The organism is Pseudomonas sp. NBRC 111131 (assembly GCF_001320525.1).
Lineage (GTDB): Bacteria > Pseudomonadota > Gammaproteobacteria > Pseudomonadales > Pseudomonadaceae > Aquipseudomonas > Aquipseudomonas ceruminis.
On record NZ_BCBH01000008.1, the window covers coordinates 26,963 to 45,659 of the forward strand.

Annotated in this window: 15 protein-coding genes; 12 read left to right on the forward strand and 3 right to left on the reverse strand. The window is 62.6% G+C overall.

The window, feature by feature from the left end; genetic code table 11:
• Positions 1-49: 49 nt before the first annotated feature.
• Both APH34_RS09885 and edd read right to left on the reverse strand, forming a co-directional pair.
• A complete protein-coding gene (locus APH34_RS09885; RefSeq protein ID WP_054900991.1) occupies positions 50-1,009 on the reverse strand; it encodes a glucokinase in 960 nt (319 codons plus the stop codon).
• Complete coding sequence (edd, locus tag APH34_RS09890; RefSeq protein WP_054900992.1) at positions 1,006-2,832, reverse strand: phosphogluconate dehydratase; 1,827 nt, start codon at positions 2,830-2,832, stop codon at positions 1,006-1,008. The genes APH34_RS09885 and edd overlap by 4 nt, the downstream gene beginning before the upstream one ends.
• A gap of 263 nt (positions 2,833-3,095) precedes the next feature.
• Here edd and gap point away from each other — a divergent pair, with 263 nt between their 5' ends.
• The 6 genes from gap (at position 3,096) to APH34_RS09920 (ending at position 9,805) form a co-directional block, all read left to right on the forward strand.
• Entirely contained in the window at positions 3,096-4,097 is a 1,002-nt protein-coding gene (gap, locus tag APH34_RS09895) for a type I glyceraldehyde-3-phosphate dehydrogenase (RefSeq protein ID WP_054900993.1), read from the forward strand.
• A 204-nt stretch (positions 4,098-4,301) separates the two neighbouring features.
• The gene (locus APH34_RS09900; RefSeq protein ID WP_054900994.1) at positions 4,302-4,814 is read left to right on the forward strand and encodes an RNA polymerase sigma factor; all 513 of its coding nucleotides are present in this window, start codon (positions 4,302-4,304) and stop codon (positions 4,812-4,814) included.
• A gap of 90 nt (positions 4,815-4,904) precedes the next feature.
• The gene (locus tag APH34_RS09905; RefSeq protein ID WP_054900995.1) at positions 4,905-5,867 is read left to right on the forward strand and encodes a FecR family protein; all 963 of its coding nucleotides are present in this window, start codon (positions 4,905-4,907) and stop codon (positions 5,865-5,867) included.
• Between the two features lie 126 nt (positions 5,868-5,993).
• The gene (locus APH34_RS09910; RefSeq protein ID WP_054900996.1) at positions 5,994-8,579 is read left to right on the forward strand and encodes a TonB-dependent receptor; all 2,586 of its coding nucleotides are present in this window, start codon (positions 5,994-5,996) and stop codon (positions 8,577-8,579) included.
• A 165-nt stretch (positions 8,580-8,744) separates the two neighbouring features.
• Positions 8,745-9,338, forward strand: coding sequence for a biliverdin-producing heme oxygenase (locus APH34_RS09915; RefSeq protein ID WP_054900997.1), 594 nt, complete (start codon positions 8,745-8,747; stop codon positions 9,336-9,338).
• Positions 9,339-9,391: 53 nt separating this feature from the next.
• The gene (locus tag APH34_RS09920; RefSeq protein WP_054900998.1) at positions 9,392-9,805 is read left to right on the forward strand and encodes a YbaN family protein; all 414 of its coding nucleotides are present in this window, start codon (positions 9,392-9,394) and stop codon (positions 9,803-9,805) included.
• On the opposite strand, the gene arcD (APH34_RS09925) is transcribed toward APH34_RS09920, so the two are convergent.
• Positions 9,785-11,212 (reverse strand): arginine-ornithine antiporter, encoded by a 1,428-nt coding sequence (gene arcD / locus APH34_RS09925; protein WP_054900999.1) that lies wholly within the window; start codon positions 11,210-11,212, stop codon positions 9,785-9,787. The genes APH34_RS09920 and arcD (APH34_RS09925) overlap by 21 nt on opposite strands.
• Positions 11,213-11,651: 439 nt before the next feature.
• Here arcD (APH34_RS09925) and arcD (APH34_RS09930) point away from each other — a divergent pair, with 439 nt between their 5' ends.
• The 6 genes from arcD (APH34_RS09930) (at position 11,652) to APH34_RS09955 (ending at position 18,532) form a co-directional block, all read left to right on the forward strand.
• Positions 11,652-13,079 (forward strand): arginine-ornithine antiporter, encoded by a 1,428-nt coding sequence (arcD, locus tag APH34_RS09930; protein WP_054901000.1) that lies wholly within the window; start codon positions 11,652-11,654, stop codon positions 13,077-13,079.
• A 33-nt stretch (positions 13,080-13,112) separates the two neighbouring features.
• Positions 13,113-14,366: an arginine deiminase gene (arcA, locus tag APH34_RS09935; RefSeq protein WP_054901001.1), complete on the forward strand. Its 1,254-nt coding sequence runs from the start codon at positions 13,113-13,115 to the stop codon at positions 14,364-14,366.
• 69 nt (positions 14,367-14,435) lie between these two features.
• On the forward strand, positions 14,436-15,446 hold the full coding sequence (locus tag APH34_RS09940; RefSeq protein ID WP_054901002.1) for an ornithine carbamoyltransferase: 1,011 nt from the start codon (positions 14,436-14,438) through the stop codon (positions 15,444-15,446).
• An 85-nt stretch (positions 15,447-15,531) separates the two neighbouring features.
• Positions 15,532-16,461 (forward strand): carbamate kinase, encoded by a 930-nt coding sequence (gene arcC, locus APH34_RS09945; protein ID WP_054901003.1) that lies wholly within the window; start codon positions 15,532-15,534, stop codon positions 16,459-16,461.
• Positions 16,462-16,517: 56 nt separating this feature from the next.
• Positions 16,518-16,886: a DUF5064 family protein gene (locus APH34_RS09950; protein WP_054901004.1), complete on the forward strand. Its 369-nt coding sequence runs from the start codon at positions 16,518-16,520 to the stop codon at positions 16,884-16,886.
• A gap of 137 nt (positions 16,887-17,023) precedes the next feature.
• On the forward strand, positions 17,024-18,532 hold the full coding sequence (locus APH34_RS09955) for a sigma-54-dependent transcriptional regulator (protein WP_054901005.1): 1,509 nt from the start codon (positions 17,024-17,026) through the stop codon (positions 18,530-18,532).
• The last annotated feature ends 165 nt before the right edge of the window (positions 18,533-18,697 follow it).

An 18,697-nucleotide genomic window follows, 5' to 3' on the forward strand; every position in this document is an offset into this window, starting at 1 on the left:
GTCGCAGGTCTCTGCCTGCTATGGGGGGCGCTTTGCGCCCCTTCACACATCAGTGATCCAGTGCCTGCTGTAATGCCACCCCGGCGCCCAGCAATCCAGAGAATTCCGCCGTCACCAGCCACACCGGTACCCCGGTAAAATATCCACTCATGCAGCCTTTGTCGGCAAAACTTGCAGCAAAACCGCTACGCAGGAACAGTTCGGCGAACCGCGGGATCACCCCGCCGACAATGTAAACCCCACCACGCGCGCCCAGGGTCAGAACATTGTTACCTGCCACGCGGCCAAGGAAGCGGCAGAACTGCTCGACCACCGCCAGCGCCCGTGGCTCGCCGCCCAGGGCGGCATCGGTAATGTCTGCAGGGCTCTTGTGTCGCGGTGTGTCACCGTCCAGCGCGCACATGGCCTGGTACAGGCGCACCAGGCCTCCGCCACTGAGCACCGTTTCGGCACTCACATGGCCAATCTGGCTGTGAATCTGCTGGTGAATGGCCGCCTCACGGGCGTTGCCCACCGGCAGGTCAACATGCCCACCTTCACCCGGCAACGCCTGCCAGTGCTGCTCGCCCAGGCGCAACAGACTGCCGACGCCCAGTCCGGTGCCTGGGCCAATCACCAGTGCAGGCCGTACGGGGTCGCTCTGGCCAGGGCAGACTTCGCGGAACTCGCCCGCTTGCAGGCGGGTCATGCCCAGCGCCATGGCCGAAAAATCGTTGATCAGCAGCAGCCGCTCGACCTGCAAGGTCTTGCAGAAGGCGCTGCGGCTCAACCGCCAGTGGTTGTTGGTAAAGCGGAATTCATCGCCATCGACCGGCCCGGCCACTGCCAGGCATACCGCCGCCAGCCCACCGCGGGAAATACCCTGATCGTTCAGGTAGGCTTCGATGGCCTGCTCCGGGCTGGTGTAATCCGCAGTCGCGAAGACCTTGACCCGGTACAGCTGGTTGTCACGCCACAACGCAAAACGGGCATTGGTGCCACCGATGTCGCCAACCAGCAGGTCCTTCATTTGAGGTTCTCCAGGGCCGAGGTAAAGGCACTCGCGCCCTTCTCTGCCGGGCTGAACGCCATGCGCATGAAGCCGAACAGTTCACGCCCGCAACCCAAGTCGTTGCCTTGGGGCGGCGGCGGCAGGTCGCGGCTGGCCAGCTCTTCGGCCGACACCATCACCCGCAGCGTACCTTCGGCACCATCGACCCGCACGATATCACCATCGCGCACCCGTGCCAGCGGGCCACCGTCAAAGGCTTCGGGGCAGACATGAATGGCCGCAGGGATCTTGCCCGAAGCACCCGACATGCGGCCATCGGTCACCAATGCGACTTTGTAGCCGCGGTCCTGCAGCACCCCGAGGAAGGGGGTCAGCTTGTGTAGCTCGGGCATGCCGTTGCACCGTGGGCCCTGGAAGCGCACCACCGCGACGAAATCGCGCTCCAGCTCGCCGGCCTTGAACGCCTCGGCCAGGGACTGCTGGTCCTGGAAGACCCGCGCTGGCGCCTCCACCACCCGATGCTCGGGGGCCACGGCGGACACCTTCATCACACCACGGCCCAGGTTGCCTTCCATCACCCGCAGGCCGCCCTCTGCCGAGAATGGCCGCGCCACGGGGCGCAGGATGCTCTCGTCCAGGCTCTGCTGCGGCCCTTCGCGCCAGACCAGCTTGCCATTGTCGAGGAACGGTTCCTGGGTATAGCGGCGCAGCCCATGGCCCGCCACGGTATTGACGTCCTCGTGCAGCAAACCGGCGTCGAGCAGCTCACGGATGAGGAAGGCCATGCCACCGGCAGCCTGGAAGTGGTTGATGTCGGCCTTGCCGTTGGGGTAGACGTGGGACAGGGTCGGTACGACTTCGGACAGGTCGGCCATGTCCTGCCAGGTCAGCTGGATGCCGGCGGCCTGGGCCATCGCAGGGAGGTGCAAGGTGTGGTTGGTCGAGCCACCGGTGGCATGCAGGGCGACGATGGCGTTGACCAGTGCTTTTTCATCGACGATTTCGCCCAGTGGCATGAAGTTGCCGCTGGCCTTGGTCATGCGCGTGACCTGCTGTGCGGCCTCGGCGGTGAGCGCGTCGCGAAGCGGGGTATACGGGTTGACGAACGAGGCGCCCGGCAGGTGCAGCCCCATCACTTCCATCACCAGCTGGTTGGTGTTGGCCGTGCCGTAGAAGGTGCAGGTACCCGGGCTGTGGTAGGACTTCATCTCCGACTCCAGCAGTTCCTCGCGGCTGGCCTTGCCTTCGGCATAGCGCTGGCGCACATCGGCCTTCTGCTTGTTGGAGATACCAGAAACCATCGGGCCGCCGGGCACGAAGAGGGTTGGCAGGTGCCCGAAGCGCAGGGCGCCCATCATCAACCCCGGGACGATCTTGTCGCAGATCCCGAGCATCAGTGCAGCGTCGAACATGTTGTGCGACAGCGCCACCGCGGTGGACATGGCAATCACTTCACGGCTGGCGATGGCCAGTTCCATGCCCGGCTCACCCTGGGTCACGCCATCGCACATGGCCGGGACACCGCCGGCGAACTGGCCGACCGAGCCGACCTCGCGCAGGGCCTGCTTGATCTGGTCCGGGAAGTGCACATACGGCTGGTGCGCCGAGAGCATGTCGTTGTAGGCCGAGACGATGGCCACGTTGGCGGCGTTCATCAGCCGCAGGCTCTGCTTGTCGTCGGCACCACACCCGGCCACGCCGTGGGCGAAGTTGGCGCACTGCAGGCTGGCACGCATGGGTCCATCACTGGCCGCACCGCGAATCAGCTGCAGGTAGCGTTCACGGGTGGCACGGCTACGTTCGACCAGCCGTTGGGTGACCTCAAGGATGCGCGGGTGCATGTACTGACTCCAGGCTAACGGTAAGGGCGGCTTACTGGGCATTTCCCCTCCAAACGATTGCGACCTAGGCTCAATGAAAAGGTGCCTGACGCATCGAGGAGGCGGCTTGCCCGACCACTCGTTGTATGTTTAAACAAAATACTGCCAGTAAAAAGGCTTGTTTTCTATCGCTCAGTGAATAATCTTGTAATTCCAACAACAAAACCGTTTCAGTGAAACCCCTTTGTGCCACAGGTTTCACTCGGACTGCCAGAGGTACTGCCATGACCCTTCGCATCGCCATCAACGGATTCGGCCGCATCGGGCGCAACGTCCTGCGCGCACTGTATACCCAAGGCTACCGCCAGGACCTGCAGGTCGTCGCCATCAACGACTTGGGCGACAGCGCGATGAACGCCCACCTGCTCAAGTACGACAGCGTGCACGGCACCTTCGATGCCTCGGTCGAGGCCGACCACGAGAGCCTGACGGTCAACGGTGACCGCATCGCGGTCAGCGCCATCCGCAACCCGGCCGAACTGCCCTGGAAGGCCGAAGCGATCGACGTGGTTTTCGAATGCACCGGGCTGTTCACCGACCGCGCCAAGGCCGCTGCACATCTGCAGGCCGGCGCTGGCAAGGTGATTGTCTCGGCACCGGCCAAAGGCGCCGACGCCACAGTGGTGTACGGGGTCAATCACGACATTCTGCGCGCCTCGCACCAGGTCATCTCCAATGCCTCCTGCACCACCAATTGCCTGGCGCCGATCGCCCAGGTGCTGCACCGCGAGTTCGGCATCGAGCAAGGGCTGATGACGACAATCCACGCCTACACCAACGACCAGGTGCTGACCGACGTGTACCACAGTGACCCCTACCGCGCGCGCTCGGCAACCCAGTCCATGATCCCGAGCAAGACCGGCGCCGCTGAAGCCGTGGGCCTGGTGCTGCCGGAGTTGGCGGGCAAGCTGACCGGCATGGCGGTGCGCGTGCCGGTGATCAACGTGTCGCTGGTCGACCTCACCGTAAACCTCAAGCACGAGGCCACCGCCGAACAGGTCAACCAGCTGTTCCTCGAAGCCAGCCGGCATTCCAAGGTACTGGGCTACAACGCACTGCCGCTGGTGTCATGCGATTTCAACCACAACCCACTGTCGTCGATCTTCGATGCCAACCATACGCGGGCCAACGGCAAGATGCTCAAGGTGCTGGCCTGGTACGACAACGAATGGGGGTTCTCCAACCGCATGCTGGATAACTGCCTGGCGCTGTGCAACGCCCGCTGATCCCGCTGACCCTGTCACCGGCAGCCCGGCTCACGCGGGAGTTCACTAAGCGCGGGACCAGTGAACGACCTGTGAGCGTGGGCTTGCCGACGATAGGCCCCGGCCTGAACGCTACAATCTTTACCTTTTCCTAACACTTGCGGGCTTGACCAATGGGCAAGATGATAAGCATTATCATTAACCTTTCGTCGGCCAGGTCCCCCCGTGAGTCAGTCCCGGTTCAACTCCGTCTTCCTCGTCCAGCGCCTTTCCTTGCTGCGCACCTTGCAGCGCATGGTGGGCAACCCAAGCACTGCCGAGGACCTGCTGCAGGAAACCTACCTGCGGGTGTCCCGCGCCTTGAGCGAACGGCCCATCGAGCATCTTGAACCTTTCGTGTTCCAGACTGCACGCAACCTGGCCCTGGACCATCTGCGCACACGCCGGGTGCACTCGCGCATGCTGGTCGACGATGTCCCCGATGAGGTCCTGCATAACGTCGCGGCGCCCCTGAGCAGCAGCGAAGATGCCGCACACGCCGAACAGCTGCTCAAGCACCTGAGCGTCAGCCTCAGCCAGCTGACCGAGCGCCAACAGCGCATTTTCATCCTCAGCCGCCTGCACGGCGCCAGCTACCTGGAAATCGCCGAGCAACTGAATGTCTCGGCCAGCACGGTGCAGAAGGAACTGAAACTGATCATGGCCATCTGCATGGGTGTGGCCGATCGCCTCAAGTGAGACGACCGCTGGCCAGTTGAGTGAGGCGAGGCCCTTGCCACACCCCGCCTTAGCCTTGATCATTCGGGAAAATCATTTCAAGGATCCACCGTGACCGACAGCCCCGTCCCTCGCCCGCCAGCCACCGGGCCCGACGCCCGCGCCCGTGCGATGGACGAGGCGCTGGACTGGCTGGTACGCCTGCAATGCGCCACAGAAGCCGACACCCGGGCCTTCGAACAATGGCTCAGCGCCGCGGCGGAAAACGCCGAAGCCTACGTCGAAGCCGAAGCATTGTGGAACGGCACACCTCTGCGCCACGCAGCCACGCAGATGCACAACGGGCGACGCCGCTCTGTGCGCGGGCGCCTGCGGGCGCACTGGAAACCCCTGGCCACAGCCGCAGTGCTGCTGGTCGGGCTATTCACCGTTGGCAACCTGCCGGTACGGCTGCAGGCCGATCACCTGACAGTGGTCGGCGAGCGCCAGCGGCTGCAGCTCGACGATGGGGCCAAAGTGCTGCTCAACACCAACTCGGCGTTTGCCAGCGACCTGCGTGAAGGTCGCCAGGTGGCACGCCTGCTGCAGGGCGAGGCGTACTTCCAGGTGCCGGGCGGAGCCCAACTGCCCCTGGAGGTTCAGGCCGGGCCGTTGCGGGCGCACGTACGCGACACCGATTTTGCCGTGCGCTACCTCGATGGCGAAGCGCAGGTGCGCGTGCAACGCGGTGACGTCGACCTGCAGGCTGCCAGCGACCAACGCATCCGCCTGAGCGCCGGCGACAGCATCAGCGTCGGCCCGCAAGGCTTCGGCCAGCGCCAGCGCCCCGACATGCACAAGGACCTCGCCTGGATCGACGGCCGCCTGGTGTTCGAGAACTGCCCGCTGAGCCAAGTGCTGGCCGAGGTCCGGCGCTATTACCCCGGCTGGATCATCAACCGCAACACGCAACTGGACAACATGGCGGTGACCGGCAACTATCGCCTGGACGAACCGCTGGAGACCTTGCGTGCCCTTGCCCACATCACTTCGGCGCAACTGCACGAATACCCCGCCGTGGTCATCCTCAACTGACCCAGAAACTATTTTTACGCGATCGCGCTGCCCCACCCGTCTCGTTATAGCCAATGCAACTGATTCTTGTTTGAAAACAAGAACGGTCATCACCTATAACAGTTCGCGCGTCAGGGAGCGCTTTCGATGTCCACAGGTTCAACTCGCCCGTCCACCCTTCCCCGCCGTGCAGGGCAACTGTCCCTGCTGACCCTGGCACTGCTCGCCAGTGGCGCCTGCAGCCTGCCGGCACTGGCCGCCGAACCGGCTCAGGCAAGTAGCCCACGCATGGGTGATTACCGCTTCAGCATTGCCCAGCAGCCTTTGGTCGAAGCCATCAATGCCTTCAGCAAGGTGACCGGTTGGCAGGTCGGCTTCAGCGCCGAGCTGGCCGATGGCGTGGCATCACCCGGTGTACAAGGTTCGCTGCCTGCAGAGGCGGCGCTCAAGCGCCTGCTCCAGGGCACCGGCCTGGGCTATCGCAAGATCGGCAATGGCAATGTGGTGCTCGAGCGCCAGTCGGCGGGGAACACCATTGCCCTGCAACAGATGACCGTCAGCGCCACCCGCAGCGCGCAGGACGTCAGCCAAGTGCCCAGCACCGTCAGCGTGCAGACTCGCGAGCAGCTCGACCGGCAGAACGTCAACGATATCCAGGAGCTGGTACGTTACGAACCGGGTGTGTCAGTGGCCGGCATTGGCCAGCGCAGTGGCCTAAACGGCTACAACATCCGTGGCATCGACGGCGAACGGGTGCTCACCCAGATCGACGGCGTGTCGATCCCCGACAGCTTCTTCTATGGCCCCTACGCACAGACCCAGCGCAACTACGTCGACCCCGAGATCATCAAGCGCGTTGAAATCCTCCGCGGCCCGGCCTCGGTGCTATACGGCAGCAACGCCATCGGCGGCGCGGTGAGCTACTTCACCCTCGACCCGGACGACATCATCAAGCCAGGCAAGGATGTGGGCGCTCGCCTGAAGACCGGCTACAGCTCGGCCGATGAAAGCTGGCTGACGTCGGCGACCGTGGCCGGCCGCCAGGGCGACTTCGACGGCCTGCTGCACCTGAGCCAACGCAACGGCCATGAGAAAGAGTCCTTCGGCAGCCATGGCGGTACCGGCCTGGAGCGCACCGAAGCCAACCCCGAGGACGTACGCACCACCAACGTGCTGGCCAAGCTGGGCTGGAACTACGCCGACGACGCGCGCCTGGGGTTCACCTACGAACGCTACAAGGATGACCGCGACCAGAACATTCTCAGCGCTGTGGGTGGCCCGTTCGCCAATGGTGCCGGAATGGGTATGTACCGCAGCCGTAACGGCAACGACACCGTGACCCGCGAGCGCTTTGGCATCAACCACGAGTTCGGCCTGGATTCACTGGTCGCCGACCACATCAAGTGGAGCCTGAACTACCAGATCGCCAAGACCGACCAGCACACCGAGGAAGTCTACTTCCCGTTCAGCCGCACCGTATTGCGAACCCGCGACACCACCTACAAGGACCGCCAGTGGGTCTTTGACGCACAGCTGGACAAAGCCTTCAGCATCGGCGCCACTGACCACCTGCTGACCTACGGCACCACCCTCAAGCACGAGAAGGTGACCGGTTCGCGCAGTGGTACCGGTACCTGCCTGGCAGTCGGTGGTACCTGCCGTGCCATCGGTCAGGTCAGCGCCAGCGATGCCCAGGCACTGGTCAGCGACTTCCCGGACCCGACCGTCAATACCTACAGCCTGTTCGTGCAGGATGAGATCCGCTGGAACAACTGGACGTTCCTGCCGGGCGCTCGCTATGACTACACGCGCATGGAGCCCAAGTTCACCGATGCGTTCCTGCGGGGCGTGCAAGGCACCGGCGCAGCGCCTGCCAGCCTCGACGATGCGGACAAGAAGTGGCACCGCGTGTCACCGAAGTTCGGCCTGACCTATGCCTTCAACGACAACTACACCTGGTACGGCCAGTACGCCGAAGGCTTCCGCACGCCGACCGCCAAGTCGATGTACGGGCGCTTCGAAAACCTGGGTGAGGGGTATCGTGTACAAGGCAACCCGAACCTGGAACCCGAGAAAAGCAAGGGCTACGAGACTGGCCTGCGCGGTAACTTCGATGCCGGTAACTTCGCTGTGGCAGTGTTCTACAACAAGTACCGTGACTTCATCGACGAGGACGCGGTGCAAAGCGCCAACCTTGGCAACACCTTCATGGCCAACAACATCAAGCACGCCACCATCAAGGGGGCTGAGGTCAAGGGCCGTCTGAACCTCGACCACTTTGGCGCGCCGCAGGGCCTGTATACCCAGGCCTCGGTGGCCTATGCCAATGGCCGCAACGATGACACCGGCCAGCCATTGAACAGCGTCAACCCGCTGACTGGCGTGTTCGGCCTGGGTTATGACCAAGCCAACTACGGCGGTTTGCTGAGCTGGACCTTGGTCAAGCGCAAGACCCGCGTCGACGACACCAACTTCTTCGCGCCGGATGGCTCAAGCGCCAAGTTCCGTACCCCGGGTTATGGCGTGCTGGACCTGACCGGCTTCTACAAGGTGACGGAGGACGTGACGGTCAACGCTGGCCTGTACAACCTCACCGACAAGAAATACTGGCAGTGGGATTCGGTACGCGCCTACGACGGCCAGGGTGAAGCGGGTGTGACCCAGCCTGCCAACCTCGACCGCCTGATCATGCCGGGGCGCAACTTCGGCATCAATGTGGTTTGGGATATCTAACCTGAACTGATCAGTTCCGGCCCCTGTCGCCGGCGTGCTCCGCGGGAGCCTGCTTGCCGGCGTCAGGGCCCGGAACTGACAACACGAACACCCGTTTTTTTTTACTGTCCCCACGCCGCTGTTTCGTCTTGTCACTAGACGCCCCCATTTTCCAAGGACATCCCCATGACCGAACGCCCAGCCTTGCGCTCGCAACGCCTCAACCAGGTTACCCACGCCCCGCACACCGAGCTCGACGCCCTGGTCAAATCCCACGCGCCGTTCGACAGCCGTGAAAGCTTTGCCCGCTTCGTCGTTGCCCAATACCTGTTCCAGTCCGAACTGCAGGCGCTGTACAACGATCCACAATTGGTCGCCATCGTCCCTGACCTGGCGGAGCGTTGCCGCGCCGAACAGGCCCGCCTGGACCTGGCTGACCTGGGCACCGAAGTACCGGCTGCGCTACCCGGCGCACTGCAGAACCCGAGCCTGGGTGAGGCATTGGGCTGGATCTTCGTCTCCGAAGGCTCCAAACTGGGCGCTGCGTTTCTGATCAAGCGTGCCGTTGCCCTGCAACTGTCCGACAGCTTCGGTGCCCGACACCTGGGCGAACCTGCCGGCGGCCGCGCCGAAGGCTGGAAGCAGTTCACCCGTATCCTCGATGGCCTCGAGCTGTCGGCCGAGGAAGACGCCGCCGCCGAGCGGGGTGCAGTCGCCGCCTTCGAGCGCTTCACCGAACTGCTCAAACATGCCTATGCTGCGGATAACGCGCTAGCCTGACACGTATTACCCGGCCGCCCCCAGGTGGCCGGAACGTTTTTCGCAGTGAGACCATGACCCAACCAGCCCGCTCGAAACTGTCCCGCCTGCTGTATGGCATCCTGGCTTATGTGAGCCTGGGTATCGGCCTGGTCGCCATCGTCATCCCGGGCCTGCCGACCACCGAGTTCATCCTGCTGGCCGCCTGGGCGGCGACACGCAGTTCGCCGCGCCTGTTGGCATGGCTGGAGAACCATCGGTTGTTCGGGCCGATTCTCTACAACTGGCGCAATGGCAAGGTAATCCAGCGCCGGGCCAAGGTCAGTGCGACGATCAGCATGCTGGTGTGCGCGGGGGTGATGCTGACGTTCCTCGACCATCACTGGCCGGTCTTTCTGGCGATTGCCGGCATGACCCTGGGCAACCTGTGGATCTGGTCACGGCCAGAACAGGCATGCCCTCCTACCTCACAAGCTCAACAGCCCTGAGTACAACGCGTAGGCCGCCAACGCCGCGCCCACCAGTACCGCGGCGAAAATCAGCTTCTCCCAAGGCGTGAACAGTGTCTGCTGCTGTTCACGCTTGGCCCGGGCGAACAGGATCACGCCTGGCGCATACAGCAATGCCGAAAGCAGCAGGTACTTGAGCCCCCCGGCATACAGCAGCCACACCGCGTACAGCAGCGCCACCAGCGCCACCAGCAGGTCCTTGCGCCGCAGCGCCTCCAGCCCGGCGTAGCTCTCCCCTCGCAGCGCCAGCAGCACCGCATACGCGGCCGACCACAGGTAGGGCACCAGGATCATCGACGACGCCAGGTAGATCAGGCTGGTGTAGGTGCCGGCCGAAAATAGCGTGATCAGCAAAAAGCCCTGAATCATGCAGTTGGTCAGCCACAGGGCATTGGCCGGCACGTGGTTGGCATTTTCCTTGGCCAGAAAGCGCGGCATGGTCTTGTCCCGCGCCGTGGCGAAAAGGATCTCGGCGCACAGCAACGCCCACGACAGCAATGCCCCGAGCAGCGACACAGCCAGGCCAATGCTGATCAGCAGCGCCCCCCAAGGGCCAACGATATGCTCGAGCACCGAGGCTAACGACGGGTTTTGCAACCCGGCCAACTCCGGCTGGGTCATCACCCCCAACGACAGCACGTTGACCAGCACCAGCAACGCGAGAACCCCCAGAAAGCCGATCACCGTGGCCTTGCCCACATCCGAGCGGCGCTGCGCCCGTCCCGAGTAGACGCTGGCACCCTCGATGCCGATGAACACGAACACCGTCACCAGCATCATGTTGCGCACCTGGTCCAGCACGTTGCCGAACTGCGGATTGCTCAGGCCCCAGATATCACGGGTGAAGATGTCGGCGCGAAAGGCAAAGGCGGCGATGACGATGAAGATCAGCAACGGCACCACCTTGGCCACGGTGGTCACCTGGTTGATGAAGGCTGCCTCCTTGATGCCGCGCAGCACCAGAAAATGCACCGCCCACAGCAGGAGCGACGCGCAGCCGATGGCAATCGGCGTATTGCCCTCGCCGAACACCGGAAAATAGAAGCCCAGGGTACTGAACAACAGCACGAAATAGCCGACATTGCCCAGCCAGGCGCTGATCCAGTAGCCCCAGGCGGAAGAGAAGCCCATGTAGTCGCCGAAACCGGCCTTGGCGTAGGCGTACACCCCAGAATCGAGCTCCGGCTTGCGGTTGGCCAGGGTCTGAAACACGAAGGCCAGCGCCAGCATGCCCACAGCGGTAATGCCCCAGCCAATCAGCACGGCCCCCACGTCGGCGCGGGCTGCCATGTTTTGCGGCAAAGAGAAGATCCCACCACCAATCATCGAACCGACGACCAGTGCGATCAACGCGCCAAGACGCAGCTTCTGACCTGGTTCACTCATGCACATCCCCATCTTTTGCGCGCGTTGTCATACCGCTGAAACAGCTTTAAGTGCATATCCATATAGCCTCTTATAGCAGACCAAGCCATTAAACCTATAGCACTCATAACTCCTTTGTCTATACCGGCGGCCAGGCAGAAAATGCCGACTGCCGCTCAACTTTTAAAAAAAGTTCAAACGTGGAATTCGCTGTGAAAAATTTGCGAAAACGGCAAAAGAGGCTAGCGTCAGAGATCGCAGGACAAACAGAGCGTTTGCTCTAGAAGTACATGGAGGTGCCAGCATACCAGGCCCAGCAAGCAAAGGCTGTCGGCACTCTCCAGGAGTCATGTGAAGGAATTTTCCTACTTCACAACGTCATGAACTGATCTAAGTCAGTTCATGACCCAGGCGACGGATTTAACCTGTCGTCAACTTTCTCCTGGTACGGAGTTGTTAAATGTCTGATTCTTCCGGAAAACTAAAACTTGGTGCGCTTGTTGCACTTGTTGTAGGTTCAATGATTGGCGGCGGGATCTTCTCCTTGCCGCAAAACATGGCAGCCAGCGCCGGCGTGGGGGCCGTATTGATCGGCTGGGGTATCACCGCCGTCGGCATGCTTACCCTGGCCTTCGTGTTCCAGACCCTGGCCAACCGCAAACCTGACCTGGACGGCGGGGTCTATGCCTACGCCAAGGCCGGTTTCGGCGACTACATGGGCTTTTCCTCGGCCTGGGGCTACTGGATAAGCGCCTGGCTGGGCAACGTCGGTTACTTCGTGCTGCTGTTCAGCACCCTGGGCTACTTCTTCCCGGTCTTCGGTGAAGGCAATACCCCGGCGGCCATCATCGGCGCCTCGATCCTGCTTTGGGCGGTGCACTTCCTGGTGCTGCGTGGCATCAAGGAAGCGGCCTTCATCAACCTGGTCACTACCGTGGCCAAGGTCGTGCCACTGGTGCTGTTCGCACTGATCTGCCTGTTCGCCTTCAGGCTCGACATCTTCACCGCCGACATCTGGGGCACCGGCACGCCGGAACTGGGCAGCGTGATGAACCAGGTGCGCAACATGATGCTGGTCACCGTGTGGGTGTTCATCGGTATCGAGGGCGCGAGCATCTTCTCTTCCCGTGCGGAAAAACGCTCCGACGTGGGTAAGGCCACGGTCATCGGCTTCATCACCGTGCTGCTGTTCCTGGTCCTGGTCAACGTCCTGTCGCTGGGTGTGATGACCCAACCAGAGCTGGCCAAGCTGCAGAACCCTTCGATGGCGGCTGTGCTGGAACATGTGGTCGGCCACTGGGGCGCGGTGCTGATCAGCGTCGGCCTGATCATCTCGCTGCTCGGGGCCCTGCTGTCGTGGGTACTGCTGTGCGCCGAGATCATGTTCGCCGCGGCCAAGGACCACACCATGCCGGAGTTCCTGCGCCGCGAGAATGCCAATCAGGTACCTGCCAACGCGTTGTGGCTGACTAACGCGATGGTGCAGATTTTCCTGGTGATCACCCTGTTCTCGGCCAGTACCTACCTGTCGCTGATCTACCTTGCCACTTCGATGATCCTGGTGCCTTACCTGTGGTCGGCGGCCTATGGCTTCCTGCTGGCCATGCGCGGCGAAACCTATGAGCAAGCCGCTCGCGAGCGCAGCAAGGACCTGCTCATCGGGGGCATCGCCCTGATCTATGCCATTTGGCTGCTGTATGCCGGTGGCGTGAAGTACCTGCTGCTTTCGGCCCTGCTGTATGCCCCTGGCGTGATCCTGTTCGCCAAGGCCAAGCGTGAAATTGGCCAACCGATCTTCACCAACGTGGAAAAACTGATCTTCGCAGCCGTGGTCATCGGCGCCCTGGTGGCAGCCTATGGCCTGTATGACGGTTTCCTGACCCTGTGACCCCACGTTCTCGCTCAATTGGAGGAAAGAACCATGTCCGCTGAAAAACAGAAATACGGTGTCCACTCCGAAGCCGGCAAACTGCGCAAAGTGATGGTTTGCGCCCCGGGCCTGGCGCACAAGCGCCTGACCCCGAGCAACTGCGATGAACTGCTGTTCGATGACGTGATCTGGGTCGACCAGGCCAAACGTGACCACTTCGACTTCGTCACCAAGATGCGCGAGCGCGGGGTGGATGTGCTGGAAATGCACAACCTGCTCACCGACATCGTGCAGAACAAAGAAGCCCTGAAGTGGATCCTCGACCGCAAGATCACCCCTGACACCGTCGGTGTCGGCCTGACCAACGAAGTGCGCAGCTGGCTAGAAGGCCTCGAGCCGCGCCACCTGGCCGAGTTCCTGATAGGCGGCGTGGCCGGCCAGGACCTGCCGCAGAGCGAAGGCGCCGATGTGGTCAAGATGTACAACGACTACCTGGGCCATTCCAGCTTCATCCTGCCACCGCTACCCAACACCCAGTTCACCCGTGACACCACCTGCTGGATCTATGGCGGCGTCACCCTCAACCCGATGTACTGGCCGGCGCGACGCCAGGAAACCCTGCTAACCACCGCCATCTACAAGTTCCACCCGCAGTTCACCGGTGCCGACTTCCAGGTCTGGTATGGCGACCCGGACAAAGAACACGGCAACGCCACCCTGGAAGGCGGTGACGTGATGCCGATCGGTAAAGGCATCGTGCTAATCGGCATGGGCGAGCGCACCTCGCGCCAGGCCATCGGCCAGCTGGCACAGAACCTGTTCGCCAAAGGCGCGGTAGAAAAAGTCATCGTCGCCGGCCTGCCTAAATCCCGCGCCGCGATGCACCTGGACACCGTATTCAGCTTCTGCGACCGCGACCTGGTCACGGTCTTCCCGGAAGTGGTGAAAGAGATCGTGCCGTTCATCATCCGCCCCGACGAAAGCAAACCCTACGGCATGGACGTGCGCCGCGAGAACAAATCGTTCATCGAGGTGGTTGGCGATCAACTGGGGGTCAAACTGCGCGTGGTCGAGACTGGGGGCAACAGCTTTGCCGCCGAACGCGAGCAATGGGATGACGGCAACAACGTGGTGGCAGTGGAGCCTGGCGTGGTCATTGGCTACGACCGCAACACCTACACCAACACCCTGCTGCGCAAGGCCGGGATCGAGGTCATCACCATCAGCGCCGGCGAACTGGGCCGGGGCCGTGGCGGCGGCCACTGCATGACCTGCCCAATCGTGCGCGACCCAATCGACTACTAAACGACCATTCTCCCGGCTGCCCCCACAAGGCGGTAGCCGGGCCGATTACCGAATTCAAGGAGAATCACCATGGCGTTCAACATCCACAACCGCAACCTGCTCAGCCTCGAACACCACACCACCCGCGAGCTGAGGTACCTGCTGGACCTGTCCCGCGACCTCAAGCGTGCCAAGTACACCGGCACCGAGCAGCAGCATCTCAAAGGCAACAACATTGCCCTGATCTTCGAGAAGACCTCGACCCGTACGCGCTGCGCCTTCGAAGTCGCCGCCTACGACCAAGGTGCTAACGTCACCTACATCGACCCCAACTCCTCGCAGATCGGCCACAAGGAGAGCATGAAGGACACCGCCCGCGTACTCGGGCGCATGTACGATGCCATCGAGTACCGTGGCTTCAAGCAGGAAATCGTCGAAGAGCTGGCCAAGTTCGCCGGCGTGCCGGTGTTCAACGGCCTGACCGACGAATACCACCCAACCCAGATGATCGCCGACGTGCTGACCATGCGTGAGCACAGCGACAAGCCGCTGCACGACATCAGCTATGCCTACCTCGGCGATGCCCGCAACAACATGGGCAACTCGCTGCTGCTGATTGGCGCCAAGCTCGGCATGGACGTGCGCATTGCCGCACCGAAGGCGCTGTGGCCCCATGACGACCTGGTAGAACGCTGCAAGAAATACGCTGAGGAAAGCGGCGCGCGCCTCACCCTCACCGAAGACCCGAAAGCCGCAGTCAAGGGCGTGGACTTCGTGCACACCGACGTCTGGGTCTCGATGGGTGAGCCGATCGAAGCTTGGGGTGAGCGCATCAAGCAGCTCAAGCCTTACCAGGTCAACGCGGAGCTGATGAAGTCCACCGGCAACCCACGCACCAAGTTCATGCACTGCCTGCCAGCGTTCCACAACTCCGAGACCAAGGTCGGCAAGCAGATCGCCGAACAGTACCCGGACCTGGCCAACGGCATCGAAGTGACCGACGACGTGTTCGAGTCGCCGGCGTGCATCGCCTTTGAGCAGGCAGAAAACCGCATGCATACGATCAAGGCGATCCTGGTGTCGACCCTGGCTGACCTTTAAAGGCCACTCCTGCCCCTGGAACCCGGCTTGCCGATGACCCCAGGGGCAGGAGGCGACCCTCACTTCTACGTTAAAGGACACTACCATGCGTATCGTTGTTGCATTGGGCGGCAACGCCCTGCTGCGCCGCGGCGAGCCCATGACCGCTGAAAATCAGCGCGCCAATATCCGCACCGCCACCGAGCAGATCGCCAAGATTCATCCTGGCAACGAACTGGTCATCGCCCACGGCAACGGCCCTCAGGTCGGCCTGCTGTCGCTGCAGGCACTGTCCTACAAGCCGGACGAAGCCTACCCGCTGGACGTGCTGGGTGCCGAAACCGAAGGCATGATCGGCTACATGATCGAACAGGAGCTGGGCAACCTGCTGGACTTCGAGGTGCCGTTCGCCACCTTGCTGACCCAGGTCGAAGTCGATGCCAACGACCCGGCCTTCAAAGACCCCACCAAGTTCATCGGCCCGGTTTACAGCAAGGAAGAAGCCGAGCGCCTGGCCAAGGAAAAAGGCTGGGTGGTCAAGGCTGATGGCGACAAGTACCGCCGCGTGGTCGCCAGCCCCAAACCCAAGCGCATCTTCGAGATTCGCCCGATCAAATGGCTGCTGGAAAAGAGCAGTATCGTGATCTGTGCCGGTGGCGGCGGCATCCCCACCCTGTACGATGAAAACCGCAAGCTCAAAGGCGTCGAGGCGGTCATCGACAAGGACCTGTGTTCGGCACTGCTGGCCGAGCAATTGGAAGCCGACCTTCTGATAATCGCCACTGACGTCGACGCGGCCTACGTTGACTGGGGCAAGCCAACGCAAAAAGCCATTGCCCAGGCCCACCCCGACGAACTCGAACGCCTGGGCTTCGCCGCCGGCTCCATGGGGCCAAAGGTGCAGGCTGCCAGTGACTTTGCCCGCAATACCGGTAAAGTGGCGGTGATCAGCTCGCTGGAGAACATCGAGGACATCGTCAAAGGCACGGCCGGCACTCGGGTTTCCACGGCCAAGCCAGGTATCAGCTACCGTTGAATGCAGTAGGCGGGCGTAAGCCGCCCGCCGTTTTCGACCTTCCGGAGGATTCCGCCATGGCCCAGTTCCACCCTGGTCACGTGCATATCGAGCGCACCGCGCTGAACAGCGCCGACCATAGTTATGACCTCAATCTTGAGTACGAGGCGACACAGGACCCCAAGGAAGGCCGAGGTGTACAGTTCCGCCTGCATGGCAGCATCGAAGGTAAGCCGGTGGACGAAACGTTCTTTCTGCCCAAGGACCAGGTCCTGCCAAGCTTTCTGATGGTGCTGAGCCGCAAGGCCCAGGCCCACCTCGCACCGCCCAAGAAATTCGAGACCCTGAGCTCACCGCACAAGATCTACGACCTGATGTTCGAAGACATCCGCGCCAAGCTGGATGTGAAGTCGGGCGACTCGATCAAGCCAGAACATCTGGGGTAACCCCCTCGCCGGCCAGCCGGCTCCCGCAGACCGCCACTGACGGGCAGCACCTGTGGAGGCCGGCTGGCCGGCGATTGGGTTTCACACAGCGCACGAGGCATACTACTGCCCTCCCCCGGCCATAACCTCCTCTCCCCATGCGCATCCACGTCAGCTTCATCGACCGCGTCGGCATCACCCAGGAAGTCCTCGCCCTGCTCGGTGCCCGCAACCTCAACCTGGACGCCGTGGAGATGGTCCCGCCGAACGTCTACATCGATGCCCCGACCCTCAGCCCGGCCGTGCTGGAAGAGCTGCACGACGCCCTGTTCGATGTGCACGGTGTGCAATCGGTGGACGTGGTCGACATCCTTCCCGGCCAGCGCCGCCACCTGCAGCTCGACGCCTTGCTGGCGGCCATGAGCGATCCGGTGCTGGCGGTGGACAGCGCCGGCAAGGTGCTGCTTGCCAACCCGGCGCTGATCGCCCTGTGCGGCCGAGAGTCGGCCGGGCGCTCGGTAGGCGAGCTGTTCGGCGACCCGGCGCTACTGCAGGCACTGCTGGACAACAATTTCCATTTGCCGATGCGTGAGATGCAGCTCAACGGCCAGAGCCTGCTGCTCGATGCCACGCCCATCACCAACGCCGGCGGCCTGCTGACCCTCTACCCACCCAACCGTATGGGCGAGCGCCTGTCGGCCCTGCACCACGACCATGCCGAAGGCTTCGATGCATTGCTCGGCGACTCACCGGCGATTCGCACCCTCAAGGCGCGCGCCCTACGCGTGGCGGCGCTCGACGCACCGCTGCTGGTACATGGCGAGACCGGCACCGGCAAAGAACTGGTGGCCCGTGCCTGCCATGCCATCAGCAGCCGCCATGCAGCGCCATTTCTGGCGCTGAACTGCGCCGCGCTGCCCGAGAGCTTGGCCGAAAGCGAGCTGTTCGGCTATGCCCCCGGCGCCTTTACCGGTGCCCAGCGGGGTGGCAAGCCAGGGCTGATGGAGCTGGCCAACCAGGGGACGGTGTTTCTCGACGAAATCGGCGAAATGTCTCCTTACCTGCAGGCCAAGCTCCTGCGCTTTCTCAGCGATGGCAGCTTCCGCCGCGTGGGCGGCGACCGTGAGGTGAAGGTCGATGTACGAATTATCAGTGCCACCCACCGTGACCTGGAACGCATGGTCGCCGAAGGCACGTTCCGTGAAGACCTGTTCTACCGCCTGAATGTGCTCAACCTGCAAGTGCCGCCACTGCGTGACCGGGGTCAGGATATCCTGATGCTCGCGCATTACTTCATGCAGCAGGCCTGCACCCAGATCCAACGCCCACCATGCCGCCTGACGCCCGCCACCCATTCGGCACTGCTGGCCAACCCATGGCCGGGCAACGTGCGTCAGTTGCAGAACGTGATCTTCCGCGCCGCTGCCATTTGCGAGGGCAACCTGGTGGACATCGGCGACTTGGACATCGCCGGCACGTCGGTAGCCCGCGGGCAGGATGGCGAGGTGGCCAGCCTGGAACAGGCGGTTGGCAATTTCGAACGTGAGCTGCTGCAGCGGCTGTATCCCAGTTACCCCTCCACCCGACAGTTGGCGGGGCGACTGCAGACGTCGCACACCGCCATCGCTCAACGGCTACGCAAGTACGGTATCCCCAACAAGGGCTGATGTGGCGGTATTCGCCCCGGCCCGGTACGAATGCCTCCCCTCTCCATTTGCCCGCAAAATCGAGGTTTTATTCAGAATTTCCCTACCCGTTAAAGGATGACATTGCACATACACTCGGCCCAAAAGGCGCCTCCAAGCAATGTTCGCCCCTCACGGAACCAAGAG

What these genes read in the sequence shown, in the direction of transcription:
- APH34_RS09885 (WP_054900991.1), bottom strand. Translation starts at nt 1,009, where the DNA reads ATGAAGGACCTGCTGGTTGGCGACATCGGTGGCACCAATGCCCGTTTT.
- edd (WP_054900992.1), bottom strand. Translation starts at nt 2,832, where the DNA reads ATGCACCCGCGCATCCTTGAGGTCACCCAACGGCTGGTCGAACGTAGC.
- gap (WP_054900993.1), top strand. Translation starts at nt 3,096, where the DNA reads ATGACCCTTCGCATCGCCATCAACGGATTCGGCCGCATCGGGCGCAAC.
- APH34_RS09910 (WP_054900996.1), top strand. Translation starts at nt 5,994, where the DNA reads ATGTCCACAGGTTCAACTCGCCCGTCCACCCTTCCCCGCCGTGCAGGG.
- APH34_RS09915 (WP_054900997.1), top strand. Translation starts at nt 8,745, where the DNA reads ATGACCGAACGCCCAGCCTTGCGCTCGCAACGCCTCAACCAGGTTACC.
- APH34_RS09920 (WP_054900998.1), top strand. Translation starts at nt 9,392, where the DNA reads ATGACCCAACCAGCCCGCTCGAAACTGTCCCGCCTGCTGTATGGCATC.
- arcD (WP_054900999.1), bottom strand. Translation starts at nt 11,212, where the DNA reads ATGAGTGAACCAGGTCAGAAGCTGCGTCTTGGCGCGTTGATCGCACTG.
- arcD (WP_054901000.1), top strand. Translation starts at nt 11,652, where the DNA reads ATGTCTGATTCTTCCGGAAAACTAAAACTTGGTGCGCTTGTTGCACTT.
- arcA (WP_054901001.1), top strand. Translation starts at nt 13,113, where the DNA reads ATGTCCGCTGAAAAACAGAAATACGGTGTCCACTCCGAAGCCGGCAAA.
- APH34_RS09940 (WP_054901002.1), top strand. Translation starts at nt 14,436, where the DNA reads ATGGCGTTCAACATCCACAACCGCAACCTGCTCAGCCTCGAACACCAC.
- arcC (WP_054901003.1), top strand. Translation starts at nt 15,532, where the DNA reads ATGCGTATCGTTGTTGCATTGGGCGGCAACGCCCTGCTGCGCCGCGGC.
- APH34_RS09950 (WP_054901004.1), top strand. Translation starts at nt 16,518, where the DNA reads ATGGCCCAGTTCCACCCTGGTCACGTGCATATCGAGCGCACCGCGCTG.
- APH34_RS09955 (WP_054901005.1), top strand. Translation starts at nt 17,024, where the DNA reads ATGCGCATCCACGTCAGCTTCATCGACCGCGTCGGCATCACCCAGGAA.